Genomic DNA, 24,076 nt, shown 5'->3' with positions numbered 1-24,076 from the left:
ATTGGATAACAGAAGTAAAAGATATGAGCTAATTAGTAAAAAATAGCAAAATATAATGGCACAAACAATCAAATTAATTTATTCCAATTTCCTTATTTACAGTGGAGCCAAATTCCTAAGAACCGTTAAAACCAAGCAAAATCAAGAAGATTTTGCTTATGAAAAAGTATAACTTAGGAATATCCACTATAAATAAGTTTTCTCGGCATAAAATAATTTGAATAAAATATTATCAAATTAAATTAGTTATATTTAATTTTAACTAATTTACGAATGCATAAACAGTAGTTTTTTGAGTCAAAATAATTTGCATATCAACACCATTGCTACAAATAACGCAAAGGTAATCATCAACAAAGAGCTTTCAAGAGTAAATGCAGAAATTGAAAGAAAAAGATATTATTAAGATTTTTCCAACACAGAAACCACAATGTACCACAAGGCTTGTTTTAAAAGCACCTAAAACTGAAACAAGTAATAGAACTGTTTGGCTACCAAAAACTGTTGCTGAATTATTAGTGCAGTACAAAAAAGACCAACAGGAATTAAAAGAATTTCTCGGAAGTGCATATAACGATTATAACCTTGTTATTGCATTAGACAATGGAAATCCTGTAGAAAGCCGCATTGTCAGAGATAGGTTTCAAAAGCTATGCGAGGAAAACGATTATGAAATTGTTGTTTTCCACAGCTTACGTCATTTAAGTACAGGGTACAAACTCAAAATGACAAACGGTGATGTAAAATCCGTACAGGGTGATACAGGTCATGCAGAAGCAGAAATGGTTACGGACGTTTATTCTGAAATCATTGACGAGGACAGACGTTTCAATGCACAGAAGATGGATAAAGAGTTTTATTCTACACTCAATGATGATACAGACACTCAAAAGCAAGATACAGGCTTGACGGACAGTGATATGGCATTGTTGGAATTGCTACAATCCCTATCGCCAGAGATGAAAGAACAGCTTTTAAAGCAAACACTCAAAAAGTAATTTTTCAAAAGTGTTAGCAAATTTTTAAAAATCCAGCGATTTTTCATCAAAAATAAAAAAGTGTTAGCAAGCCTACTTTACTTATAAGCCTTAATAAATAATCGAATCCTAAAAAATCAAAAAGAAATGCTTCTTTTCAGCAGAGATAGAAAGCCATAAATAAAGAAAGCTGAAAACCTAGAAAAATCAAGGCTTTCAGCGTTGTTTGTGGCGTCCCCGACAGGAATCGAACCTGCGACGTTCCGCTTAGGAGGCGGACCCTCTATCCTGCTGAGGTACGAGGACATTAAAAAATCTATTCAAATTTCATCTAGTTATCATATCAAAAGGCGTTTGTTCCACTTCGCCCTTAGGAGACAAATATCTAGCTATCATATCAAAAGGTGATGTGCATATATATTATATAAAACCCTTTTAGATTTTAACATTTATAGAAATAAAAAGCAAATTCTAAGCAATACAAATATAAAAGTGCTATAATAAAAACATGGAGGCGATTTTATGGGTAAGGTAGTTGAGATATGCTGTGGCAGCTATTATGATGCATTACAAGCTCAATATGGAGGCGCTAAAAGAATTGAGTTGAATAGTGCATTGCATTTAGGAGGTTTAACACCATCATTAGCAACTTTATTAAAAGTAAAAGAAAATACAGATTTAGAAGTTATTTGTATGGTCAGACCTAGAGGAGCTGGTTTTTGTTATAATGATGAAGATTTTGAAATCATGAAACTAGATGCAGAAATTTTGTTAGATAATGGAGCTGATGGTATTGCTTTTGGCTGTTTAAATGAAGAAGGGGATATTAATATTTCACAAACTAGAGAAATGGTTAATATTATAAAATCATATCATAAAACGGCAGTTTTCCATCGAGCAATCGATTGTGTTAATGATATTGATGAATCTATGAATATTTTGATTACGCTAGGTGTTGATCGTATTTTAACTAGTGGATTACAAAGTAAAGCTCTTCGTGGTAAGGAAATGATTAAATATTTATATGATGCTTATGGTAATAGTATTGAAATTTTAGCAGGTAGTGGGATTAATGCTGGAAATGTCAAAAAGTTCTTGGATTATACGGGAATTGATCAAGTGCATAGCTCATGTAAAGATTGGCAGTTGGATCCTACTACAAGAAGAGATGGAGTTGATTTTAGTTTTAATGGCGATGAATATGATGTTGTTAGTAATGAACTTGTAGAAATGTTAATTGATATAGTAGTGAGTGATTAATTATAGGAGGGGAGAAAGTGTTTTGTAATAAATGCGGGAAACAAATTTCTAATGATTCTAAATATTGTCCTGAGTGCGGGGTAAATATAAATGGTCAAAATGATCGTGGTGATGAAGGTAGTTTTGGGGATAATATTTGTTTTGTATTATTTAAACAAGCATAAACCTAAAATACATTATTTTTTATTAATTGTACCAATGATAGTTGATGGTTTTTTACAGTTATTAACGCCATATACAAGTAATAATCTATTGAGATTAATGACAGGTATATTATTTGGAATTGGGATAGGCCATGGAATAGTTTATTTTAGTAATAAGATTTATGATGCAGTTTTTTAACTGCATTTTTGTATTCTTTGGATTATTATAAAATTAATATGTTATAATAAGGCATATAGAGGTGAAATTTATGCGTGATTTTTTAGATGATGATTTAAAAAAACAAATCAAACCAGGAATAATTGTAGCAACATTTACGGTATTTTTAATATTTTTTTTGATAAATTTAAATAGTATATGTGCTGTTGTTGGAGAATTTATGGGTACGATAAAATATTTATTTTATGGTATTGTTATTGCTTATGTTCTAAATCAGCCAATGAGATTAATAGAAGCATTAATTGAAAAGAAATGTAAAAATGAAAGCTTTTTTTATCGAAAAAAAAGAGGGCTAGCGATAATTTTGACATTAATACTAGTTTTATTACTAATTATCGTAATAGCAAGTATCGTTATTCCTAATTTAATTAGTAGTTTAACTTCATTGATCAGTAATATTTCATCTTTTTTAATAAATATATTTGATAATATAGATGAAATATTTATTTATTTTGGAATTGATTTTAGAATGGAAGATATTGGAAGTGTCAAAGAATTAATCAATATGCCTTGGCAGGAAATGGTTTCACAAGCATTAAATATTTTGTCTAAAAGTGCTGGTGGAATAATGGCTAATGCAACAGATTTTTTATCTAAATTTGGAATTGCATTTACTGGTTTTATTTTTTCATTATATTTATTGAGTAATAAAGAAACATTTTTACGACAATTAAGAAAGGCGATAGGGGCTTTATTTGGATATCGAATAACTAAAATAATTTTTATGTATGCCCATAAGACAAATGAAGTATTTTCTAATTTTATTAGTGGTCAGTTAACAGAAGCAGCTATTTTATGGATTTTATATTATACAACGATGCGTTTATTTGGCTTTCCTTATCCAGAACTCATTGCTACGATCATCGCTTTATTTTCCTTTGTACCATATTTTGGGCCAATTACAGCTATGTTCATCGGAGCAATTTTAATTCTATCAAAAGATGCATTATTAGCAGTTTGGTTTATGATATATTTTCAGATCTTATCACAATTGGAGGATAATTTTATCTATCCTAAAGTAGTTGGTAATTCAGTAGGATTACCAGGTATTTGGGTTATTCTTTCGATTTTTGTTTTTGGTGATTTTTTTGGAATTTTTGGAATGGTTATTGCAGTACCAACTGCAGCATGTTTATATTCGTTAGCTAGTGAACTTGTTAATATGATTTTAAAAAAACGAAAATTAAAAATAACGGAAACGGATATTGAACAAATGAAATAAAAAAGAATATTAAATTATTACTAGTAGAAAAGTATATAATTTTTTATGTATAAAAGAACGTTAATAGTGTTATCTAAAACAGTTCTTATAAACTGTTTTAGATATTATGATTTTATTAGGTATTGATATGGAACAAATAAAAATTAATTCAAAATATGATAATTTAGCTCTTGAAGTCATTATTTCTGATTGTAATAGACCTAAAGCAATCGTTCAAATTGTTCATGGAATGTGTGAACACAAAGAACGTTATTTAGATTTTATTGAATATTTGAATAGTCATGGATATATAGTAATTATCCACGATCATCGTGGTCATGGTAAAAGTGTTTTAGATAAAAGTGATCTAGGTTATTTTTATAGCGATGGTGCGAAAGTTATTGTTGAAGATGTTTATATGTTAAGTCAGTATATTAAAAATAGATACCCAAATTTACCTTTATATCTATTTGGACATTCAATGGGATCTTTAATAGTAAGAAATTATATTAGAAAATATGATCGGGAAATTGACAAATTGATTGTGTGTGGAAGTCCTAGCTATAATCGTTTTTGCAGTATTGGCAAAGTAATTTGTAAACTGTATATGGTCATTAAAGGTGATAAGTATCATAGTCGTTTAATGCAAAAGATATCTTTTGAAGCCTTTAATAAAGGATATCAAAAAACAAATGAATGGATTTGTAGTGATGGTAAAGTAGTTGATGAATACAATGATGATCCTTTATGTACATTTACATTTACGGTAAATGGATTTTATAATTTACTTGTTTTAATGCAACAGACGTATCAAAAGAAAACATATTTTGCTAATGCGACTTTGCCGATTTTATTTATTTCTGGTCGAGATGATCCTTGTATTATTAGTGAAAAAGCTTTTTATCAAGCTGTTAATTTACTTAAAAATAATGGTTATCAGTACATAAATGCAATGTTGTTTGATAATATGCGACATGAAATATTGAACGAATGTGAAAAACAAAAAGTATACGATGTAATTATTGATTTTTTAAGGAGTAAAGATGAATGAACTTTTAGAATATAGAATTAGTTATGGTAAGGCAGATTTTAGTGATGCAAAAATAATCAGGCAACGTGTATTTGTTGAAGAACAAGGTTTTGAAAATGAATTTGATGAGATTGATGATTTTGCTTATCATTTAGTTGTTTATCAAAATAATCAGTCTGTTGCGACAGGAAGAATGTATCCTAAAGATGATAAGACAATGATTTTAGGTCGTATTGCAACGATCAAAGATTATAGAAAAAAAGGTTTTGGCCGGATAGTTGTTCAAGAACTGGAAAAGAAGGCAAGCGAATTAGGATATTTGAAAATACAGTTGTCAGCACAGCAGCAGGCTCAGAAATTTTATGAGAAGATGGGCTATCAAATATTTGGAAAATCATATTATGATGAATGGTGTCTCCATAATATGATGCAAAAAGAATTATGATAAATATAATATGATTTTAGTTAACAGCATTAATAATTTTTATATAACTTGTTTATTGGCAGATAGTAAATGATAAAATAAATTGACTTATTACAGAAGGGAATTATAATAAGCTAAAAGAGGTATTTTATGGATATGAAAAATAAAGAGAACTTATTTAATATACCAAATTGTTTATGTTTTTTTAGAATTTTATTAATTCCAGTATTTTTATATGTATATTTCAAATCGGAGTATGAATATCATTATGTGATTGCTGCATTGGTTTTAGTATTATCTGGATTAAGTGATTTTTTTGATGGTTTTATTGCGAGAAAATATGATATGGTTACTGATTTTGGTAAGCTGATTGATCCGATTGCTGATAAATTGACACAATTTACAATTGCAGTGACATTATTATTCAATTATCCACTTGCCTGGATTGTATTGATCATTATAGTTTTAAAGGATGGAATGCTAGGAATTGTGGGTTTATATTTATATGATTATGGTTTGAAAATCAAAGGAGCTTCCTGGTGGGGAAAGATTGCAACGGCATATTTTTATGTTGTTGTGATTATTTTGATTGGTTTGCACATTCCTGATACTATAGTTAGTTCAATTATGATTATTACTAGCAGTGCTTTAATGTTATTGTCTTTTGTTTTATATGGAAAAGAATTAAGTTATATGATCAAAGAAAAAGATAAATTACTTAAAGAAAAAAAGAAAGATTAAAAACTGATAAAAAACTAAAATTATAATAAAACAGTGTGTATTTAAGAAAATGTTACACACTGTTTTTATATTCGTACCACATTTTATAGTTGATCAAATAAGTTCAACTGAATATTATTTTTATTTTCGAATTTGTTTAAGTAGGTAAATATTTGTTTATTATCATGCATTATGCCATTGTTTTTACATAATTGATGAAATAATTTCATTAATTTTTGATTATTGGGACTGCTTAGTTGATATTGCATACCATAAGTTCGAATATATTTTTCTTTCATCTGTGGAAATAACCGATCTAACTGCTTATAAAAATATTCCCGATTACCTTCACGAAGTGTTACTCCCATTTCAAAACAGATAATACCAGTGACCTTGGCTTCAATACAATTTTCTAAAATACCTCTAATATTTTCTTCTGTATCATTGATAAAAGGAAGAATCGGACAAAGCCAAACGACAGTAGGAATTCCTGCTTCATGCAGCTTCTTTAAAGCGACAACGCGTTTTTTGGTTGTACTTACATTTGGTTCGATTTTTTTGCATAAATCTTCATCATAAGTTGTTAATGTCATCTGTACGACACATTTGGTCTTTTCATTAATAGCTTTCAATAAATCTAAATCACGTAGGACTAGATCTGATTTAGTTATTAAAGTAAACCCAAAGCCATATTGATATGTAAGTAATAACGCTTTTCGAACATTTTTGATTTCATTTTCAAGAGGAATATATGGGTCTGTCATAGCTCCTGTACTCAACATACATTTTTTTCGTTTTCGTTTAAGGGTATTTTCTAATAGCTCAATGGCATTCGCTTTGATTTCAATGTCCTCAAAATCATGTTCCATATGATAGCATTTACTTCTGGAGTCGCAATATATACAGCCGTGTAAGCAGCCGCGATATAAGTTCATATTATTTGATGAAGACAAAATTCCTTTTACATTTTTAAAGTGCATATGATTATCCTCAATGAATTAAATTTTTTCAAGGCTGTTTTGATTACATAACCTAGTATCTGTTCAACGTAGTTAGAAATGAATGAATTATATTTAAAAAAGTTTTTTTCGGATTTATGAATAATGAATTTTTGTCTTTTTACAGATTCTTTTAATTGAAATCTTTTACAACAAAAATAATAATTATTCGTTAAATTTATAAATTTTTTATCCATATTTTTCCTCCAAAGTTATTTTACAGCTATATTATAACAAATAAAACATGACATCTGCTGTCAAATTTGTATTTTAGAATCTGAGATGAATGAAAATAAATCATTAAATAAAACTAATGAATGATTTCTTGGAATTCATACTTGTTATTTATGATGAAATGAATAGTCAATTTCTATTCGTCAATCGACAAATTCGTAATACTGCTTTTGTTATGATGATAGTGGTGATGAAAATGGATTTTCGAAAAAATGCGGGGATTATTTTAGTTTTTTTAGGAATGATTTTAACAATGGACAGGACTAAAGATTTTCAAGGAATTGTAGCAACAATAGCTTATTATATTAAAGGATACTGGCCTTTGATCTTATGTTTTATTGGAATGTATATTATAACGACTCCTAAAAAGAAGAAAAAATAAAATTAGTATTATAAAAAGTACTAATTTTTTTATTTTTAAAAGCTTTCATATTTGATTATTATATGTAAACAAGTTATAATGTTTCATGAAAACGGAGGATTAAAATAATGAAAAAAAGACCAATTGTTTTATGTATCTTAGATGGATACGGATTAAGTGACAGAATTGATGGTAATGCAGTAAAACTTGCCAATACACCAAATATAGATGATTTAATGATGATTTATCCAACAACTAGAATTAAGGCTTCTGGAATGCCAGTTGGATTACCTGATGGACAAATGGGAAATAGTGAAGTTGGACATTTAAATATTGGTGCTGGTAGAACAGTTTATCAATCTTTAACATTAATCAATAAAGCTGTTGAAGATGGAGAATTTTATAAAAATACTGAATTTTTAAAAGCAATTAATAACGCTAAAGAAAATAATACTAAATTACATATTTGGGGATTGTTATCAAATGGTGGTGTTCACTCATCAAATGAACATATTTATGCTTTATTAAAATTAGCTAAAAATGAAGGGTTAGATAAAGTATATGTACATGCCTTTTTGGATGGGCGTGATGTAGCACCTGATAGTGGAGCTGATTTTGTACAAGAATTAGCTGATAAAATTAAAGAAATCGGTGTTGGTGAAATTGCAACGATATCAGGAAGATATTATGCGATGGATCGTGATAAGAGATTTGATCGTGTTGAATTAGCTTTTGATGCAATTGTTAATCATAAAGGTGAAAGCTTTGACTGTCCTGTGCAGTATGTAAAAGATTCATATGCTAAAGAAACATATGATGAATTTGTAATTCCAGGTTATAACAAAAATGTTGATGGTCAAGTTTGTGATGGGGATTCAATTATCTTTGCTAACTTTAGACCAGATCGAGCAATTCAATTATCAACAGTAATGACTAATGATGGTTTCTATGATTATACTTTTAATAATGTTCCTAAGAATTTAACATTTGTATGTATGATGAAATATGCTGATAGTGTAAATGGTTCAATTGCTTTTGCATTGCCAGAGTTAACAAATACTTTAGGTGATTATTTATCAGCAAAAGGCTTAAAACAATTGAGAATTGCGGAAACTGAAAAATATGCTCATGTTACATTCTTCTTTGATGGTGGTGTTGATAAAGAAATTGAAGGAGCTACACGTGTACTTGTAAATTCTCCAAAAGTAGCTACGTATGATTTACAGCCAGAAATGTCTGCTTATGAAGTAAAAGATAAATTGATTGAAGAATTAGATAAAGATATTCATGATGTTGTAATTGTCAACTTTGCTAACTGTGATATGGTTGGACATACGGGAATTATTCCAGCTGCGATAAAAGCTGTTAGTGTAGTTGATGAATGTGTTGGAGAAGTATATGACAAAGTTCTTGAACTAGGAGGAACAATGTTAATTACAGCAGATCATGGTAATAGTGAAATGTTATTAGATGAAGATAATAACCCATTTACTGCACATACAACTAATGAAGTACCTTTGATTTTAACAAACTCTCATTTAGAATTAAAAGAAGGTGGTAAGCTAGGAGATTTAGCTCCTACGATCTTACAATTATTAGGATTAGAAATTCCTGTAGAAATGTCTGGAGAATCTTTAATTAAGTAATGAAAAAACTTTTTATCTTAATTTTATGTATATTGATGATCAGTGGATGCCAGCAAGCATCCACTGATCATATTGAAAAAGATTCGTCACTTTCAGGAATACATGAGCTAACATATGATCAATTGCAAACAAAGTTAAGTAGCAATGAACTATTTGTATTGTATATTGGACGACCTGATTGTGGAGACTGCAGAGAATTTGAACCGATTTTAACATCTTATTTAGAAGAAAATGAGGGTACATATCTTTATTATTTAAACATTAAAGCATTTAGAGATGCTGCCAAAAGTGAAGATGCTACACAAGAAGAAAAAGAATTTTATGAAAATATTCGCAAAGAATTAGATTTTAATTGGACGCCAACTTTAAAATTAGTTAATAAAGGTGAAACAATTAGCGAGTATACTTATTTAAGTGAAGATTACTATGAAATTAAAGATAGTAAGAAAAAAGAACAGGCTAAAGAAGAATATGTTGAAGATTTTAAAACCTGGATGTCAAATATATATGAGTAGGTGATTAATTAGATGAAACAATGCCCTTATTGTAAAAAAAATATTCCTAATAGTGCTAAAGTGTGTCCTCATTGTGGAAATCGGTTAGAAAAAGGTTATCAACCAATGAAAAGAACAAACGCTTTTCCTAACACTATGTATATTATTCTAGCGCTTTTCTTGATTTTTTCACCAATGATTTCCACTTTATTATTTGGTAGTTTTTTAGAAGAAACAGCAACATCAGAAAGTACTGTTAGTACACCTAAAAATGCAATTACTTTAGGACCATTAGGAGAAGTTGATATCAAAAAAGAACAGATAAAATATTATTTTGGAACATTATCTGATTTTGAAAAATTAGTAACTAATAGTGACACATACGTAAAAAAAATCGAAAAGCTTGAAGCTGATTTAAAAAATATTACTGATAAGTATGGTGAAATGAAAATTGATAAAGATTATAATTTTTATGTAACTGATCAAAATAACGTTTATAGCGAACTTGCATATCAATTAACTGCTGATACTTATGAGATAACAATAGATTTTAATTATGATTTATCTGGTGAAACTAATGATGTAATTATCGGTCAAAGTACTACTGATTTAAAAGATTTTGAAGCATTGAAGATCAAAGAAGACAGTTATCCATTATTTAAAGAAATCATTACATTAGTAAATGGAGACCAGGAATATAATAGTTTTAATAGTGCTGGTGAAAAATTCAACGCACTTGAAAATGATTTTAATGAACGTAGTAATAGTTTAGGTAATTATGGTATTGGTGTAAATGCATCTAGTAATGATTCTAAAACATCAATGCGGGTAATTGCAGCAAATGAAGGTTATCGTTTAAAAATAACGTATAAAGCAAAAGCTAATTTAGATAACTTAATATAAAAAGATAGTAATTAAATTTTGTTTAAGATTTGATTTAAAAAGTTAAAATAAAAGGTCTATAAAGAGTATGATGCGTATTCTTTATGGGCCTTTTTTGATATTTAAAATGAGAAATAAGATTGTATTATATTCAAATATAATTATTTTTTAAAAATCAAATTTTATTAGTCTCTTTTATTAGCAATATAACTAATATAATCATTAATAGAATTATATTTTGTTTGGGATTCCTGGATTGTTCTAGGGAGGAGAATAAAAGATTTTTCTTCTTTACAGATAGTATCTAATCTAAGTGGTTTGTTTGTATAGCCAAGAATATAATCAGCAGAAACATTAAAATACTCAATTAGCGCTCGTAAAGTTTTGATACTAGGTTCTCTTGTTCCTTGTTCATATGCAACAATCGTTCTTTTGCTTACACCAATAATTTTACATAACTGATCTCTAGTTAAATTGCGTTCACATCTTAAATATGAAATTCTTTCACCTGTTATATTAGACACTATATCACCTCTTTTATGTATTATAGGATAATATTTATTGAAAAATCGAAATATACACTTAAAGTGATTTTAAATTATTTTTTAACACTTTTTGTGTTATCAAAAAATGAGAAAATTTAACTTTTTAATTATAACACCGTTTTATCGGTGTTATGGAGGGGGTAAGTCAAATTATAAAAATTAAAAATAGTGTAAAATATAGATGTAAGAATTTTATTAGAAAACTAATATAGTTTATCTAATATGGAAGGGGAGGTAATAGCAGTTTTAATGATTAGGTATAAAAAAGAAAGTAAATCTTTCTATACAAAATTTACTATAATAATATTAGAAAGTGAGAGGATAGGGAAATGAAAAGAAAATTTATTGATACAGAAATTAAGCTATATGTTTTGATTAGTCAAAAAGAAGAATTATTAGAGAATGATTATGATAATGTTTTAAAAGATTATTTGGATTATTACCAGGGAATATTAAATAATTTAACAGAAGAAGAGATTACATTTTTATTAAATCATTTTTCAAATAAAATTCCTAAAAAGCAATTATTTAAGAATTCAAATATTAGTGAAAATAAATATTATTCAGATTTAAGAAGAATCATTAAGAAAGTAGAGAAAATCATTTATGAAAAATGATATTGAAATTTTAAGATGTTTATTACAGCTTAATATACCTTGGCAAAATGAATTGACAGAATCAAATAATCCTGAAAAGAAAGAAATTATAAAAAATGGTTTGTTAGTAATTGATAAAATTATCAAAAATAGTGATTTAAAACATGAAGAAATTAATATTCTTAATGATGCCTTAATTAATAAACATGAGAAAATGGAAAAAGTGGGTAATAAATATTATTATAGTGATAGCGGAATTAGGAATAAGATTAATATTATTTTAAAAAAGCTGTTTGAACAAACAAATAAAATGTAGTTATAAAGGAGATATCAATTAGATATCTCCTTTTATTGTTGGAAATATTTATAAATATATTCAATCAAAGTATGTTTAAGGTTTTGTTTAGCAAAAAGAATTAGTGAATTATTATAATAAATGATGAAATTATTAGATTTTTTAGAAAAAATAATCATGTTTTTGATGGATGAAAAAATAGACAGGATGAGATTTTAGAAAAATAGTTGTTGATTAAGGGAGCGAATCTTTTAGGAAGTTATGTTTTACAATGTAAGTGAAGTTAAAAGATAACTTCAAAAAGGGTAAATATGGTGATGAAGGAGGTGTTTTATATATGAATGATAATGAGCAGCAAATATATGATCAGGTAAGTCAAAAAATTAAAGAGGCTTATCCAGAAGTAATGATTACCAATCAAAAATTGTCTAATAGTCAATCAGTGTTTCCTGCTGTTTCAATTGTTTTAACAAATGATGCTGTAGTACCTGAATATAGTACATTTGATCAATTGGAAAATGTATGTAATGAAATATTTGAATTTGAAATAGCAAATTCAAATGAATTAGGAATGGATGATATTAAAACAATTATAACTATCATTGATGAAAAAATGAATGAGTTTGGATATTTACGAATTCAGTTAGGTTTGATTGACGATAAAGAAATCAATGATATTAGAAGACTAGTAAAATATGAAAAATTAATAATTAAATAAGGAGGACATACAAATGTCAGCAATCGCAATGAGTACAGCCGGTGTAACGGTAAATTACGCAGTAGAAGCTACTGCTGGAACAAGACCAACTACAGGATATATTAAAATTCCATCAATTAAATCAGTACCTGAGATGAATCCATCTCCAGAAACTTTAGAAACAACTGATTTAAGTCAAACAGAATTTAAAACATATGTAGAAGGGTTAAAAGATTTAGGAGGGGCATTAGCTTTCTTAGCTAATTTCACTACTGAATTAGAAGAAGCTTGGGCTACTTTAGTAGAAGCTTATAAAACAGCTAAAGAAGCAGATAAAGCTGTATGGTTTGAAATTAAACATCCAGGATTAGAAAAATCTGTATTTTTTACAGGGCAACCTAGTGCTATGGGACTACCAGCGATGGCAGTTAATAGTGTATTAGAAACTAATTTATATATTACCCCAACAAATGCGCCAACTTGGCAAACAAAAACAGCTTAATTTTTAGGAGGAAATAACAGTGGCTAAAGTAATTAATTTTACATATAAAGATGTAGACTATACTCTTGAATATACAAGAAAAACCTTAGAAAAAATGGAAGCAGATGGTATTGTATTAGCTCAATTAGATAAAAAACCAGTGACAATTCTACCAAAATTATTTCAATACGCTTTCTTTGCTCACCATAAAAGAATTACTAAATCATTGGTAGAAGAAATTTTTGAATTATTTACTGATAAAAATGAAATGTACAATAAATTAAGTACAATGGCAATGGATACACTAAATACCCTATTTGAGGACAATACCTCAAAAAACGCCATCAAGTGGAAAGCCAATTTCTAGAAGAAGAACTTTCCACGCAAGATAAAACTTATACAGAAATATTCAAAGAAGTATTACCCTTTTATATAAGTATTGGAATGAGCTTTGATCAGTTTTACAATCAAGACGTTACTTTAGCCCCAGTTTATCGAAAAGCTTATGAAATAAAAAATGAGCATGATAACAATCAACTATGGCTTCAAGGAATGTATATATATGATGCAGTTAGCACCGCAATCTATAATGCATTCTGTCGTAAAGCTGGTCAACAAGCAGCTTCCTATACTTCAAAACCTTATCCTATTAATCAAGAGCAGCTAGATAAAGATCATGAAAAAACAGTTGAACGTGAACGCGCGAAAGCAAAAGTATGGATGGAAAATTGGGTTAATGCATACAAGTAGAGGAATGAAATCATCGTTCCTCTTTAGTATTTTTGTATTATGGTAATGCAGTAGAAATACTATTAAAGTTTATCATGAGTAAATATCAAACTAATTATTTGTTTTATTTAATTTAAAGTTATGATATTTATATACTTCAAATCTAAAAAATAAGATGTTAAAAAGATAACATAATAAAAAGAGCCAGCCTTTTTAAGTTGATTTCATTGACCTCTTTTATACAGATAGCTATTTAGACTTTAAGATTTCAATTAACTGATCAAACTTATTATTTAATTCTTTATTTTGTTTTACGTGGGTATCAATAGCTTTTCTACTACTAGATAATTGTTTTAAAATGTAAAATTCAAGAAATGTAGATCTAGTTATACTATCAAATGTACCTCTATCTATACCAGGTACTATATGTTTTAAAGAATATAAGGTTTCTTTTTTAAAAGTGCTCTTATTTGTTTTAAGATTTCCATATCTTCTTCGGAATTAGTAAAATTTATATCTTCATAAAATTTTCTTAATTCGCTTTCTTCTCATCATGTAGTATTTTTTCTTCTGAACGAAATAATTTCATATAAAAATACCTCCTCATTATAATTAAATTATTAAACTAGGAAGATATAAAAATAAATACTATAAGATGCTGTGAATCTTTTAGATATTTTTATTCTACAATATAAATGGGATTATTAAATGATATCAGGAATAAAAAAAGAATGTACAGAAGTACATCCTGAGTAATTATAATCCTAATAATTGTTTCTTTTTAGCATCAAATTCTTCTTGGGTTATGATATCAGACTCTAATAATTCTTTTAGTTTTTTTAACTCATCTAAAGGAATATCATTAGAAGATTTAGGATTAGGTATTGAATCAGCTTGTTGGTCTTTTTTTAAGATCTGTTCTAATTTTGAAATATCTGATTGAAACATATCAATAAGGAAACATCCCATTTTGGAATCAATATCAGTTTTACGAGTAATGTAATTTATCATTACATATGGTTTTTCAAGAGATTTTAAATTGAGTTTTATTTGAAGTTTTTTAATAAATGTTCCATTTCCTAAAGATGATAATATTCCAACTATTGTTCCAAAATCCCCAGCAACATATTTTCCTGATGCTGCATTAGTGAAGATATTATTATTAATTGTTTGTGAGTCATTGATTATTTCATAGCTGTTGATATCATCAAAACTCACGTATGTGTAAGGTTCACTAACATTTATTTTGTTAAGAGGTTTTTTAACTTTATCTTTATTGCCTTTGTTTAAAATAGTGATTCTTTTATTTTCAGCATCAACGATCATTCTTCTAGTGTATGGAAGTAATATTTCGTAAAGTTCTTTCATTGTCTTTTGTTGTTTTCTACCATATACCTGATTAAAAGTCGCATCATCATCAGTTGTAATATGCAAAGTTCCTCTACCTTGAAAATTTAAATCATCTAAATGAACCCATTCAAGATGGGGCAAAAAACATCTTTCTTTAAGAATATTGCTTTTTAAAAAAAGATTTTCTCCATCAATTTCAACCTTATACCCGCTTAAAGCTTTAAATTCTTTCATTTTACATGTACTCTCTTTCTTGATTATTTATATTTTTATAATACCTTATTAATTTATAATTTTCAACTATTTATATAAAGGAGGTGTTCATATGAGCACAGAAATAACTGCAATTGAAAACAAAGCCAATGATGCAAAGAAAAGTATAGAAAAATTAAGCGAATCTATTAAGAATTTAGATAATATGGCAAAATCAATTGGAAAAATTGATTTTGACTTTAGTTCATTTAGCAAAGGATATGAATCTATAAAAAATATGGGATCAACATTAGATAATATTGCAAAAGGGTTTAATACAATAAAAAATGTTGGATTTGAAAATGTGATGTCAAAAATGGCCGATAAAGGATCAACTTTAGCTAATGTTTATACTGTTTTAAATAATGCTTTATTATCAAATACAAATGTAATAAATTTGCAAACTATAGCTACTAATATTTGTACTGCAGCTACTATGGCTTTTAATGTTGCATTAGAATTTCTAAAGGCTAATCCTTTAGTAGCTGTAGTAGGGGCAATTGGATTAGTTGTTGGAGCATTATCTCTATTTAGTGATAGTGCAAAAAAAGCAAAAATCGATACGGATTTAATAGCTGAAGCTCAAGCAAAAAAAAGAAAAGAATTGGAAGAAACAACCAAAGCAATAAAAAATCAAACAAGTTCAATGATTGAATCAGCCAAAGAACAAGAGGCACAAGCTAGTGCTGTTAGAGGATTAGTAGAAAGTCTTAGAGGTTTAACTGATAAAGAAGGTTCTTTTGATAATAGTAATCTTGAAAAGGTTAAATATTATATTGAAGAAATTAATAGTCAGATGCCTGGAACTGTAAAATTAACAGAAGAGGGTAAAGTGCAATGGATGGATACTGAAAAGGCTATAGAAGCGAATATAAAGCAATTAGAAAGAAAAGCGAAAGTAGAAGCATATTATGATGGATATGTTGAAAGCTTAAAAAATGAATCTAAATTAAGAAGTGAATTAGCATTGGCTCAAAATAATTACAATACAGAGTTAGAAAACCAATCTAAGATTAAAGAAAAATATAATGAAATAATAGAAAAATCAAAGAATGGAACTGCTACATATGAAGATTTAGCGATGTTAGAGACTTATAATGAACAGATGCAGCAATCTAATGAACGATTAAACGAGTATAGTTCAACTCTAGATAAAGCTAAATCAGCATATGAAGCTAATAAACAGGGGGCAGATCTTTATAACTTAGCAGTACAAGGTTTAGATGGATCTATGAGTGCATCAGCTCAATTAATGGCCGAAGAAATGTTAGAAATTGGTGAAAAAGGAACTAGCACATGGTCAAGTTTGGCAGCAGCAAGGGAAGATTGTAAAACTAGAATGTTAACAGCTGCTAATGAAGAAAAAGAAGAAATAAAGTTAGCTAATGAAATTATTAATGCTGAAACTGTTAATAAGGCAATGGTCTTTGGTGATAGTTATGAAAAAATGATAGCTAATCTTAAAGAAAAAGGTGCTGTATTAAGCGAAGAGGAAGAGAAACAGTTAAAAAATAGTTATGAGATGTGGTCGATGTCTACAGAACAAATCAATAATGCTCAACAAGCAGGATTAGACACTTTAACATTGATGAAAAATGTAGCAATGTCTAATATGAATGATGATAATAAAAGAAAATTAGCAGAAAATGTCAAAATGTTTGCCGCTGCGGGTAATGCAGAAGGATTACAACTATGTCAGCAGCTAGTGGAAGGATTGGCAAATAACGAAAATAAAGTAAGTGCTGAAACTGAGGGTCTAATGAATAAGATGGATACGATCGTAAAAGATAATAAATTAGAAGCAAAGATCACATCAAAAGCAGATAAAGCAAGTGTTGAAAAATCAGTGAGTATAGTTAAAAAAGCTATGAATGGTATTGGTAGCGTATTTGTCGGAATTAAATCATTGTTTGGGTTTGCTGATGGTGGTTTTGTAGATACAGGTGAATTATTTATTGCACGGGAAGCAGGGCCGGAGTTAGTAGGACGAATAAATGGGAAGACGGCTGTTGCTAATAATGATCAAATAGTTTCAGGAATTAGTTCTGGTGTTTATAACGCTATGGTTAGTGCTATGTCGAGAAGTCATCAAGCTAATACAACAGTTACAGCAATTTTCCAGGTTGATGGAAAACAAGTGGCTAAACAGGTAATCAATGCGCATAATCGAGAAGTTATGCAAACGGGTAGAAGCCCATTATTAATATAGGTGGTGAAAAAAATGGAAATATTAAAAATTGGAAAAGATTTGTTTGTTAATCCTAGTTCTTTACAATGGCAGGAATCAGATTTGGATAGTAGTGAGGGCTCAGGAAGAAATGTACTAGGTGATATGTTTAGGGATCGAATAACGGTAAAGCGTAAGCTTGCCGTTACCTTCCCGCCGATGCTTACAAGTGAAATGTCAAAGATATTAAAAGCAATTGAACCTGTATTTTTTGATATTACGTATCCAGATCCTAAAGCAGGTAAAAATGTGACAATGAATGTCTATGTTAGTGATCGTACGGTACCTGTCTATTGTTTTGATAAAGATGCTAATGAATGGTTATGGCAGGGACTTGCAATAGAATTTATAGAGCGTTAGGAGGAATAAGTAATGTTGAATGTAAGCAGTGAATATAAAAATGCGATTATTTATCCAATGCGAGAGTTTGTAACTAAAGTTATTATTAATGATCAGGAAATTGATAGTAAATATTTTAAAAGTATTAAGATAGAAGAAATTAGTTGTAGTGGTGAAGTGATTTCAATTGGAGATGTTTGTAGTAATGCATTTGAATTAGAAATGTTTATTCCTGAAGAGATTATTTCTTTTGAACAGGCAAAAATAGTGGTTCAAAGTGGTTTAAAATTTAGTGATGAAATTGAGTGGATCGATTTAGGGACATATATTGTAAATGAAGTATCTCGAGAAGAATATTTGATTAAATTGAATGGCTATGATGCTATGAAAAGATTTGATGATATATATGAACCAGAAATTGTTTTTAATGATGAAACAAAGTTTATTGATGTCTTAAATGATCTTTTAAGGCAGTGTAATGTTGTATTGGCAGAAATTGATTTAGATGAGTATAAAAATTTGATTATTGATCATTATTATGAAAATATTTCATGTAAAGAGTTACTTGGATATTTAGCTGGTTTAATGGGATGTAATGCAAGAATTAATCGCTTTGGTGAATTGGAGTTTTATTGGTATAGTAATACTAATTTAATAATTAATGAAGAGTTAATTTATCAAGACAGCTACCAAGAGACTTTAGAAAGTGAATTTGTTATTAATTCACTTTCTAGTGGTGATGAGGAACATACATATACATGTGGATCAGGTAATGGGATTAGTTTTGCCAATCCATATATGACTCAAGAATTACTTAATAAAATCTTTTTAAAAGTCAACGGTTTTAGCTATCAGCCCTGTACTTTCAAATGGCGTGGTAATCCTAGTATTGAAAATAGTGATGTAATTAAACTTGTAAATAAAAATATTGTAATAATGAAGCAGACATTAATGTTAGATGGTGGTTTTAGCAGTGAAATTGAATGTGTTGGGAAGTTAGATAACGATGTAGTAATGAAGACATCAAGTCCCACAGAAATTAAGTTAAATAAACTGTATAATACATTAACAAATGCTTTTAAACATAGTAGTGAAACAATATTAGGCCAGCATGGTGGTAATCTAGTCATTGATGTAAATGATGATGGTAAGCCTAGTGGCTGGACAATCATGAATACGCCTACTTTAGAGCCGTACACAAAATTATGGAAGTTCACGTCTGGTGGTTTAGGTTATAGTGAAGATGGGGGATCCTCTTTTAAAAACATAGCATTTGATTTAGAAGGTAATTTTAATGCAAATGTTATAACTACAGGGGTGTTACAAGGTGAAATGTTTGAACTTGATTTAATATTAGGAACAATAAAAATTGGTAAACGTAATAATAATGGTGAAATTGTTGATCCTAGTTTTTATTTAAATGAACAGGGAGAATTAATAATAAAAGCATTTGAGGAATATAAAAGTATCAATAATATCTTTATTAGTGATATTGAACCTGAAAATCCTGTAAATAACATTAAATGGCTTGATACTTCTAATTATCCTAATGTTTTAAAAATCTACAAAGATAATAGCTGGATTCCTATCAGTGATTATACCGGTGATATTGATTTTATAAAAGGTGAGATATCAAGTTTAAATACATCTTTAGAACTGGAACAAGGTAAAATAGAAGCTTTGGTAAAAGATTCAACTATTGAAATCAATGGTGAAGAAACAAAAGTAAAAGAAACAGTAGAAAATATGCTTCTAGGCTTGGATGGTCTAACTAACACTTTAAGTACAACATCTGGAAATAATCTTATCAAAGATAGTATCGGCTGTTTTAATGATGGTTCCTGGGAAGGCGATTATAACCTTGACAGTACCGTAGAGACCCGCTCTAGAAACCAGTATGGCTATGCTTTATTATTAAAAAATAATAGCTTAAAACAGCAGGTAAATGTTGCTAACGGTATATATACTTTGTCTTTTGTTTATAAAAAACTGGTTAATTTAGCTAATATTAAGCTGCTTATTAATGGAGATGAATTTGTTTTAAGCAATAATGACTATACCGAATTTAAACATACCTTTGAAATATCAGACGGTTATATAACGATCGTATTTGAATGTGATACAGATAATGCCTGTCCAATCATAAATCTAATGCTGAATAAAGGTGATGAGAAAATGGAATGGTCACTCAACTCTAATGAAACCTGGTCGGATACGGTCAAGATCGGTCGAGGTGTTCGTATTTCTTCTATTGGTACTGATGTAGAATTTGTGGCTCTTGCAGATATTATTGGTTTCATGAATAAACAGGGCGAATATATAACTATCTTCGATAGTGACGGTATCGTAACTAATACAGCTGTTATCAAGAATAAAGCAGCGATCGTTAATTTACTGATTCAAAATATTAATGATCAAACAATAATTAATAGAATCAATCCTAATGAAGTGGAGGTATATGAAAATGGCGAATAGTGGTGTTTTAGGCGGTGGCGGATATCAAGGCAGATACCTGGAATTTGCATGGGCGCTGGTAAGTCAGGATATTGCTACTAATTCATCGGTAATTTATTGGCGGGTAACTGTTGTTGGAGGAACATCATCATATTATTATCACTATAGAGATTATTGTGATGCTTTTGGTGCAGTTCTGGTTAATAATAATAGCCGCATTCAAAGATATAAAGGTGATTTAGCAAATGGATATCAAACTGTATATCATGATGTAAATGGTAATTTTAATTTTAGTGCACATGTTGTTGCAGCTGTTTATTCAAATACAGTAAACGAAGATGTAACAGGCTCATGGTCTCTTCCATCGATTCCTAGACAAGCAGCTTTAACAAGCATGATTGAAAATTTTACAGATGAAGATGACCCTTGGCTTACTTATAGTAATCCTGGTGGTTTAGGAGTAAAAGCATGGCTGGAAATAAATCCTACTGGCGATCATATTTGTGAAAGAACATGTACAGGTGGACGTTTGGATTGGAATTTGACAGATGCAGAAAGAAAATTAATTCGTCAAAAATGTACTAGAAATTCGCAAACAATACGGGTCGGAATTTACACAAACATCAATGGCCAGTGGGTTAATCCTGATTATCGGGATAGAACAATAACCATAAAAAATCCAGATCCGACATGGAATTCAGGACTTGAAACATTAACAGTCGATAATGGAGAATTGGCAGGTAATACAACAGTAATAAAAGGATATTCTAAAATAATTTTTACAGGTAATAGTGCAAACGCTGTAAAAGAAGCAACAGTTAAAGAATATCGTATAATATGCGGAAACAATGTTATCAGAAATACCGAAAATAACAATTTTATCATAAATAATGCTGCTTCTAATACTATTGTTAATTATGTAGAAGATAGTCGAGGAAATGTTATAAGTAAAGAATCAGTAATTCCTAATTTTATAGATTATTTTACACCAGCAATTTTAGAATTAACTGTATCTCGAGAAAAAGGCGGAATAGATTCAAATGCACTAGTTGTATGTAAAGGACAATTTTTTAATGGGAATTTTGGAAACGTTGATAATGAACTAGCTATCCAGTACTTTTACAAGACTCAAGGAAGCGGTACATGGATACAAGGAAATACAGAAATAACTTATAGTGTAAGTAATAATAACTTTATTATTGAAGCAGAAATAGCCGGTGATTTAGGAGCTAATGGTTTTGAGATTGAAAATAACTATGATTTTAAAATCGTTATTTCAGATAAAATAACGACAGGTATTTTTAAAGAAACAATACTTCAAAGCGGGATTCCTCAAATGTCAATTCATCAAAATGGTGTGGCTTTTGGCGCCTTCTATGATCCTGATGTTGGTGGTGCTTTACAGGTGGAAGGAAAAAGGATACCACCTTTAAAACAGCTGTACATGGTGGCTGGAAGCAAAATAGTTACAGTCCCTGCTGGAAATGATTCAGCTTTGCTTCATACATGGACAGAAATAGTAAATCTTTTTAAAAACGAATACGGTATTACTATTACAGAAAGAACTAAACTTGCGATAACTCTTTCAAATGGAGACAGTCGTGCTAGTGACGTCCATGTTGAGGGATCAACCTGGCTTGGAGACAGCTCAAAAAATTCAGGTGATGTACACGCGGTATTTGATAGAGTTTTTTCTGGTGATATGCGGATAAATTATGGCTATTTTTACGTAGCATAAGGAGGTGAATTAATGTTAATAGCAAAAATAATCCAAGAAAATGTAACATTAGAAATAGAAGAGTTAATGTCGAATTTCCAGTATAGCTAAAATTTGGAGATGCAGTTTATATTATATAAATAGTATTTTTGCTGGCGGGTATTGGAAGCATAAAAATCTTTAGGGTAACTTTGTAATTTTATAATATTTTAAATGAATGATATAAGATAAAAATAATTATAAATATAAAAATAGAGAGGATAAAAAATGAATTTTTTAGAAAACTTAAATTATATGGATAAATATAATGCAGTTGTAGGTGCGATTGTAGCATTTCTAAGTTTTATTTTTGGAGAACATTGGATTCTATTTGCGATTTTTTTGTTATTCAATGTTATTGATTATATGACAGGCTGGATGAAATCTAAAATGAGTAATAGAATAAACTCTGTAGTGGGGTTAAAGGGTCTTTTAAAGAAATTTGGATATTGGATTATAATTCTGATCTCATTTTTGGCATCTGTTTTGTTTATTGAAATTGGAAATACTTTAGGAATTGATCTAGAAATTACGACATTGTTAGGATGGTTCGTGTTAGCCTCTCTAGCAATAAATGAACTTAGAAGTATTGTAGAGAATTTAGTAGAAGCTGGCTATAATATTCCGATGATATTTACTAAAGGATTAGAGGTCGCGGATAAAATGATTAATAAGGAAGAAAAATAAGATGATAATGACAGCTATGCAATTAGTAGAAAAAGTAAAGTCTGTGGCTAATAGTGCTACAGAATATAAATTAGGAACATTTGGTAATAAAAAAACAAATGGGAAAAGACAATGGGATTGTAGTGGTTTACTAAAAGGCATTCTTTGGGGCTATCCAGAAAATGGTAAATATGCATCAAATGGTGTATTAGATCAAAATGCAGATACAATTATTTCAAATTGTTTAAATGTAAGTAATGATTTCAGTAATATTGAAGTGGGGGAAATAGTGTGGATAAAAGGGCATATGGGTATTTATATAGGTAATGGTTACGTAATTGAGGCTACACCGAAATGGAATAATGGAGTACAAATCACAACCTGTAAAAATATTAGCAATGGTCAAAAAGAGAGAAAATGGTTAAAACATGGAAAAAGTCCTTATATCGAATACCAGCAAGTAGATAACATTGATAATTGGATAGCCCGTTTACAATCAGAATGTAATAATCAAGGTTTTAGTAATCAAAATGTTGATGGTATTGTTGGTAAAAATACTTGGAAATGCTTGTTGAAGATATAATAAAAGCATAAATTACTTTTAAAGTAATAAATACACATTCTCGATGGGAGTGTAAAATAAAGTGTGTAAGTAATATGTGTTATATTACTGCTGCACACTTTTCTTATTATCAAAATTAAAAATATGGAGGTTAATGAAATATGGCAAGAATAAAAAGAGATCCAAAAACAGCAATGTCATTAAGTTAGGCATTAAAATACTGAAAAAGCTCTTTAATGTAATTTAAAGAGACTTTTTTATTTAGCTATTGACAAATAGTGAGAATCGTGTGGCTAGTAATGAATAGCAAAATATTCATTACTAGCCCTTTTTAGTAGATGTATTTTTTAGGAGGTATTACATATGATGAAACATTCAAATTCAAACATCTACTATTCACCAAAAAAGATCAAAAAGATTCTCAATCAATCTATCGATTTTACTCTTGAAGGGATTCAGTGCTTCTGCCATGATCCAATCTCAAATTTTACTCGTAATCGCTTATTACCTGCTCGTATA

The 24,076-nt window shown here is 29.1% G+C and carries 27 protein-coding genes and 1 tRNA gene; 24 read left to right on the top strand and 4 right to left on the bottom strand.

Features of this window, described 5'->3' with window-relative positions; all coding sequences use genetic code 11:
* Nucleotides 1-383: 383 nt before the first annotated feature.
* Complete coding sequence (locus BR82_RS15670; RefSeq protein ID WP_240474550.1) at nucleotides 384-998, top strand: tyrosine-type recombinase/integrase; 615 nt, start codon at nucleotides 384-386, stop codon at nucleotides 996-998.
* 208 nt (nucleotides 999-1,206) lie between these two features.
* Here BR82_RS15670 and BR82_RS0110500 read toward each other — a convergent pair.
* Nucleotides 1,207-1,283: transfer RNA gene (locus BR82_RS0110500), tRNA-Arg, on the bottom strand.
* A gap of 216 nt (nucleotides 1,284-1,499) precedes the next feature.
* Here BR82_RS0110500 and BR82_RS0110495 point away from each other — a divergent pair.
* The 7 genes from BR82_RS0110495 (at nucleotide 1,500) to BR82_RS0110470 (ending at nucleotide 6,014) form a co-directional block, all read left to right on the top strand.
* On the top strand, nucleotides 1,500-2,237 hold the full coding sequence (locus BR82_RS0110495) for a copper homeostasis protein CutC (RefSeq protein WP_027090160.1): 738 nt from the start codon (nucleotides 1,500-1,502) through the stop codon (nucleotides 2,235-2,237).
* Nucleotides 2,238-2,254: 17 nt separating this feature from the next.
* The gene (locus BR82_RS17465) at nucleotides 2,255-2,401 is read left to right on the top strand and encodes a zinc-ribbon domain-containing protein (RefSeq protein ID WP_161635137.1); all 147 of its coding nucleotides are present in this window, start codon (nucleotides 2,255-2,257) and stop codon (nucleotides 2,399-2,401) included.
* Nucleotides 2,379-2,579, top strand: a complete 201-nt coding sequence (locus BR82_RS15665) for a DUF2085 domain-containing protein (RefSeq protein ID WP_051592817.1) — start codon at nucleotides 2,379-2,381, stop codon at nucleotides 2,577-2,579. The genes BR82_RS17465 and BR82_RS15665 overlap by 23 nt, the downstream gene beginning before the upstream one ends.
* 70 nt (nucleotides 2,580-2,649) lie before the next feature.
* Nucleotides 2,650-3,840: an AI-2E family transporter gene (locus BR82_RS0110485; RefSeq protein WP_027090159.1), complete on the top strand. Its 1,191-nt coding sequence runs from the start codon at nucleotides 2,650-2,652 to the stop codon at nucleotides 3,838-3,840.
* A 127-nt stretch (nucleotides 3,841-3,967) separates the two neighbouring features.
* Nucleotides 3,968-4,870, top strand: coding sequence for an alpha/beta fold hydrolase (locus BR82_RS0110480; RefSeq protein WP_027090158.1), 903 nt, complete (start codon nucleotides 3,968-3,970; stop codon nucleotides 4,868-4,870).
* Nucleotides 4,863-5,294, top strand: coding sequence for a GNAT family N-acetyltransferase (locus BR82_RS0110475; RefSeq protein ID WP_051592816.1), 432 nt, complete (start codon nucleotides 4,863-4,865; stop codon nucleotides 5,292-5,294). The genes BR82_RS0110480 and BR82_RS0110475 overlap by 8 nt, the downstream gene beginning before the upstream one ends.
* A gap of 129 nt (nucleotides 5,295-5,423) precedes the next feature.
* Nucleotides 5,424-6,014, top strand: coding sequence for a CDP-alcohol phosphatidyltransferase family protein (locus BR82_RS0110470; protein WP_027090156.1), 591 nt, complete (start codon nucleotides 5,424-5,426; stop codon nucleotides 6,012-6,014).
* An 83-nt stretch (nucleotides 6,015-6,097) separates the two neighbouring features.
* Here the strand turns inward: BR82_RS0110470 and BR82_RS0110465 are convergent, their stop codons facing one another.
* The gene (locus BR82_RS0110465; protein WP_027090155.1) at nucleotides 6,098-6,973 is read right to left on the bottom strand and encodes an SPL family radical SAM protein; all 876 of its coding nucleotides are present in this window, start codon (nucleotides 6,971-6,973) and stop codon (nucleotides 6,098-6,100) included.
* A gap of 448 nt (nucleotides 6,974-7,421) precedes the next feature.
* Here BR82_RS0110465 and BR82_RS0110455 point away from each other — a divergent pair, with 448 nt between their 5' ends.
* The 4 genes from BR82_RS0110455 to BR82_RS0110440 all read left to right on the top strand — a co-directional run bounded on the left by BR82_RS0110455 (nucleotide 7,422) and on the right by BR82_RS0110440 (nucleotide 10,629).
* Complete coding sequence (locus tag BR82_RS0110455) at nucleotides 7,422-7,607, top strand: LiaF transmembrane domain-containing protein (RefSeq protein ID WP_024721709.1); 186 nt, start codon at nucleotides 7,422-7,424, stop codon at nucleotides 7,605-7,607.
* A 107-nt stretch (nucleotides 7,608-7,714) separates the two neighbouring features.
* Nucleotides 7,715-9,232: a 2,3-bisphosphoglycerate-independent phosphoglycerate mutase gene (gene gpmI / locus BR82_RS0110450; RefSeq protein WP_027090153.1), complete on the top strand. Its 1,518-nt coding sequence runs from the start codon at nucleotides 7,715-7,717 to the stop codon at nucleotides 9,230-9,232.
* Nucleotides 9,232-9,747, top strand: coding sequence for a DUF6568 family protein (locus BR82_RS0110445; protein WP_027090152.1), 516 nt, complete (start codon nucleotides 9,232-9,234; stop codon nucleotides 9,745-9,747). The genes gpmI and BR82_RS0110445 overlap by 1 nt, the downstream gene beginning before the upstream one ends.
* 12 nt (nucleotides 9,748-9,759) lie before the next feature.
* Nucleotides 9,760-10,629, top strand: a complete 870-nt coding sequence (locus BR82_RS0110440; protein ID WP_027090151.1) for a zinc ribbon domain-containing protein — start codon at nucleotides 9,760-9,762, stop codon at nucleotides 10,627-10,629.
* A 164-nt stretch (nucleotides 10,630-10,793) separates the two neighbouring features.
* Here the strand turns inward: BR82_RS0110440 and BR82_RS16405 are convergent, their stop codons facing one another.
* Nucleotides 10,794-11,132 carry a helix-turn-helix domain-containing protein gene (locus tag BR82_RS16405; protein WP_051592815.1) on the bottom strand — a complete coding sequence of 113 codons (339 nt, stop codon included), beginning with the start codon at nucleotides 11,130-11,132 and terminating at the stop codon, nucleotides 10,794-10,796.
* 350 nt (nucleotides 11,133-11,482) lie between these two features.
* Between BR82_RS16405 and BR82_RS0110430 the strand changes: the two genes are divergently transcribed.
* The 6 genes from BR82_RS0110430 (at nucleotide 11,483) to BR82_RS0110405 (ending at nucleotide 13,972) form a co-directional block, all read left to right on the top strand.
* Nucleotides 11,483-11,770, top strand: coding sequence for a hypothetical protein (locus tag BR82_RS0110430; protein WP_027090150.1), 288 nt, complete (start codon nucleotides 11,483-11,485; stop codon nucleotides 11,768-11,770).
* Nucleotides 11,760-12,065: a hypothetical protein gene (locus BR82_RS0110425; protein WP_027090149.1), complete on the top strand. Its 306-nt coding sequence runs from the start codon at nucleotides 11,760-11,762 to the stop codon at nucleotides 12,063-12,065. Before BR82_RS0110430 ends, BR82_RS0110425 begins: the two co-directional genes overlap by 11 nt.
* A gap of 316 nt (nucleotides 12,066-12,381) precedes the next feature.
* The gene (locus BR82_RS0110420) at nucleotides 12,382-12,762 is read left to right on the top strand and encodes a hypothetical protein (RefSeq protein WP_147590246.1); all 381 of its coding nucleotides are present in this window, start codon (nucleotides 12,382-12,384) and stop codon (nucleotides 12,760-12,762) included.
* A gap of 13 nt (nucleotides 12,763-12,775) precedes the next feature.
* Nucleotides 12,776-13,243 (top strand): hypothetical protein, encoded by a 468-nt coding sequence (locus tag BR82_RS0110415; protein ID WP_024721717.1) that lies wholly within the window; start codon nucleotides 12,776-12,778, stop codon nucleotides 13,241-13,243.
* Nucleotides 13,244-13,262: 19 nt separating this feature from the next.
* Nucleotides 13,263-13,589, top strand: a complete 327-nt coding sequence (locus BR82_RS0110410; RefSeq protein ID WP_027090147.1) for a DUF5055 domain-containing protein — start codon at nucleotides 13,263-13,265, stop codon at nucleotides 13,587-13,589.
* 77 nt (nucleotides 13,590-13,666) lie between these two features.
* Nucleotides 13,667-13,972, top strand: a complete 306-nt coding sequence (locus BR82_RS0110405) for a hypothetical protein (RefSeq protein WP_240474549.1) — start codon at nucleotides 13,667-13,669, stop codon at nucleotides 13,970-13,972.
* 735 nt (nucleotides 13,973-14,707) lie between these two features.
* Here the strand turns inward: BR82_RS0110405 and BR82_RS0110400 are convergent.
* Complete coding sequence (locus BR82_RS0110400; RefSeq protein WP_034864745.1) at nucleotides 14,708-15,535, bottom strand: SHOCT domain-containing protein; 828 nt, start codon at nucleotides 15,533-15,535, stop codon at nucleotides 14,708-14,710.
* A gap of 91 nt (nucleotides 15,536-15,626) precedes the next feature.
* Here BR82_RS0110400 and BR82_RS0110395 point away from each other — a divergent pair, with 91 nt between their 5' ends.
* The 6 genes from BR82_RS0110395 to BR82_RS0110370 all read left to right on the top strand — a co-directional run bounded on the left by BR82_RS0110395 (nucleotide 15,627) and on the right by BR82_RS0110370 (nucleotide 23,578).
* On the top strand, nucleotides 15,627-17,762 hold the full coding sequence (locus BR82_RS0110395; RefSeq protein WP_027090144.1) for a hypothetical protein: 2,136 nt from the start codon (nucleotides 15,627-15,629) through the stop codon (nucleotides 17,760-17,762).
* A 12-nt stretch (nucleotides 17,763-17,774) separates the two neighbouring features.
* Entirely contained in the window at nucleotides 17,775-18,140 is a 366-nt protein-coding gene (locus BR82_RS0110390; protein ID WP_027090143.1) for a DUF6711 family protein, read from the top strand.
* A gap of 12 nt (nucleotides 18,141-18,152) precedes the next feature.
* Complete coding sequence (locus BR82_RS15655) at nucleotides 18,153-20,594, top strand: hypothetical protein (RefSeq protein WP_027090142.1); 2,442 nt, start codon at nucleotides 18,153-18,155, stop codon at nucleotides 20,592-20,594.
* A complete protein-coding gene (locus BR82_RS0110380) occupies nucleotides 20,584-22,311 on the top strand; it encodes a DUF859 family phage minor structural protein (RefSeq protein ID WP_161635136.1) in 1,728 nt (575 codons plus the stop codon). Before BR82_RS15655 ends, BR82_RS0110380 begins: the two co-directional genes overlap by 11 nt.
* Nucleotides 22,312-22,557: 246 nt before the next feature.
* A complete protein-coding gene (locus tag BR82_RS0110375; RefSeq protein WP_027090140.1) occupies nucleotides 22,558-23,016 on the top strand; it encodes a phage holin family protein in 459 nt (152 codons plus the stop codon).
* A 1-nt stretch (nucleotide 23,017) separates the two neighbouring features.
* On the top strand, nucleotides 23,018-23,578 hold the full coding sequence (locus tag BR82_RS0110370; RefSeq protein ID WP_034864742.1) for an NlpC/P60 family protein: 561 nt from the start codon (nucleotides 23,018-23,020) through the stop codon (nucleotides 23,576-23,578).
* Nucleotides 23,579-24,076 lie beyond the last annotated feature (498 nt).

Origin of the sequence: Thomasclavelia saccharogumia DSM 17460 (assembly GCF_000686665.1) — a bacterium.
GTDB classification, from domain to species: Bacteria; Bacillota_I; Bacilli_A; order Erysipelotrichales; family Coprobacillaceae; genus Thomasclavelia; species Thomasclavelia saccharogumia.
This window is presented reverse-complemented; position numbering and strand designations above follow the sequence as displayed.

Coding starts and splice junctions, on each gene's coding strand:
- BR82_RS0110495 (WP_027090160.1), top strand. CDS start 1,500: ATGGGTAAGGTAGTTGAGATATGCTGTGGCAGCTATTATGATGCATTA.
- BR82_RS0110485 (WP_027090159.1), top strand. CDS start 2,650: ATGCGTGATTTTTTAGATGATGATTTAAAAAAACAAATCAAACCAGGA.
- BR82_RS0110480 (WP_027090158.1), top strand. CDS start 3,968: ATGGAACAAATAAAAATTAATTCAAAATATGATAATTTAGCTCTTGAA.
- BR82_RS0110475 (WP_051592816.1), top strand. CDS start 4,863: ATGAATGAACTTTTAGAATATAGAATTAGTTATGGTAAGGCAGATTTT.
- BR82_RS0110470 (WP_027090156.1), top strand. CDS start 5,424: ATGGATATGAAAAATAAAGAGAACTTATTTAATATACCAAATTGTTTA.
- BR82_RS0110465 (WP_027090155.1), bottom strand. CDS start 6,973: ATGCACTTTAAAAATGTAAAAGGAATTTTGTCTTCATCAAATAATATG.
- BR82_RS0110455 (WP_024721709.1), top strand. CDS start 7,422: ATGGATTTTCGAAAAAATGCGGGGATTATTTTAGTTTTTTTAGGAATG.
- gpmI (WP_027090153.1), top strand. CDS start 7,715: ATGAAAAAAAGACCAATTGTTTTATGTATCTTAGATGGATACGGATTA.
- BR82_RS0110445 (WP_027090152.1), top strand. CDS start 9,232: ATGAAAAAACTTTTTATCTTAATTTTATGTATATTGATGATCAGTGGA.
- BR82_RS0110440 (WP_027090151.1), top strand. CDS start 9,760: ATGAAACAATGCCCTTATTGTAAAAAAAATATTCCTAATAGTGCTAAA.
- BR82_RS0110430 (WP_027090150.1), top strand. CDS start 11,483: ATGAAAAGAAAATTTATTGATACAGAAATTAAGCTATATGTTTTGATT.
- BR82_RS0110425 (WP_027090149.1), top strand. CDS start 11,760: ATGAAAAATGATATTGAAATTTTAAGATGTTTATTACAGCTTAATATA.
- BR82_RS0110420 (WP_147590246.1), top strand. CDS start 12,382: ATGAATGATAATGAGCAGCAAATATATGATCAGGTAAGTCAAAAAATT.
- BR82_RS0110415 (WP_024721717.1), top strand. CDS start 12,776: ATGTCAGCAATCGCAATGAGTACAGCCGGTGTAACGGTAAATTACGCA.
- BR82_RS0110405 (WP_240474549.1), top strand. CDS start 13,667: ATGAGCTTTGATCAGTTTTACAATCAAGACGTTACTTTAGCCCCAGTT.
- BR82_RS0110400 (WP_034864745.1), bottom strand. CDS start 15,535: ATGAAAGAATTTAAAGCTTTAAGCGGGTATAAGGTTGAAATTGATGGA.
- BR82_RS0110395 (WP_027090144.1), top strand. CDS start 15,627: ATGAGCACAGAAATAACTGCAATTGAAAACAAAGCCAATGATGCAAAG.
- BR82_RS0110390 (WP_027090143.1), top strand. CDS start 17,775: ATGGAAATATTAAAAATTGGAAAAGATTTGTTTGTTAATCCTAGTTCT.
- BR82_RS15655 (WP_027090142.1), top strand. CDS start 18,153: ATGTTGAATGTAAGCAGTGAATATAAAAATGCGATTATTTATCCAATG.
- BR82_RS0110380 (WP_161635136.1), top strand. CDS start 20,584: ATGGCGAATAGTGGTGTTTTAGGCGGTGGCGGATATCAAGGCAGATAC.
- BR82_RS0110375 (WP_027090140.1), top strand. CDS start 22,558: ATGAATTTTTTAGAAAACTTAAATTATATGGATAAATATAATGCAGTT.
- BR82_RS0110370 (WP_034864742.1), top strand. CDS start 23,018: ATGATAATGACAGCTATGCAATTAGTAGAAAAAGTAAAGTCTGTGGCT.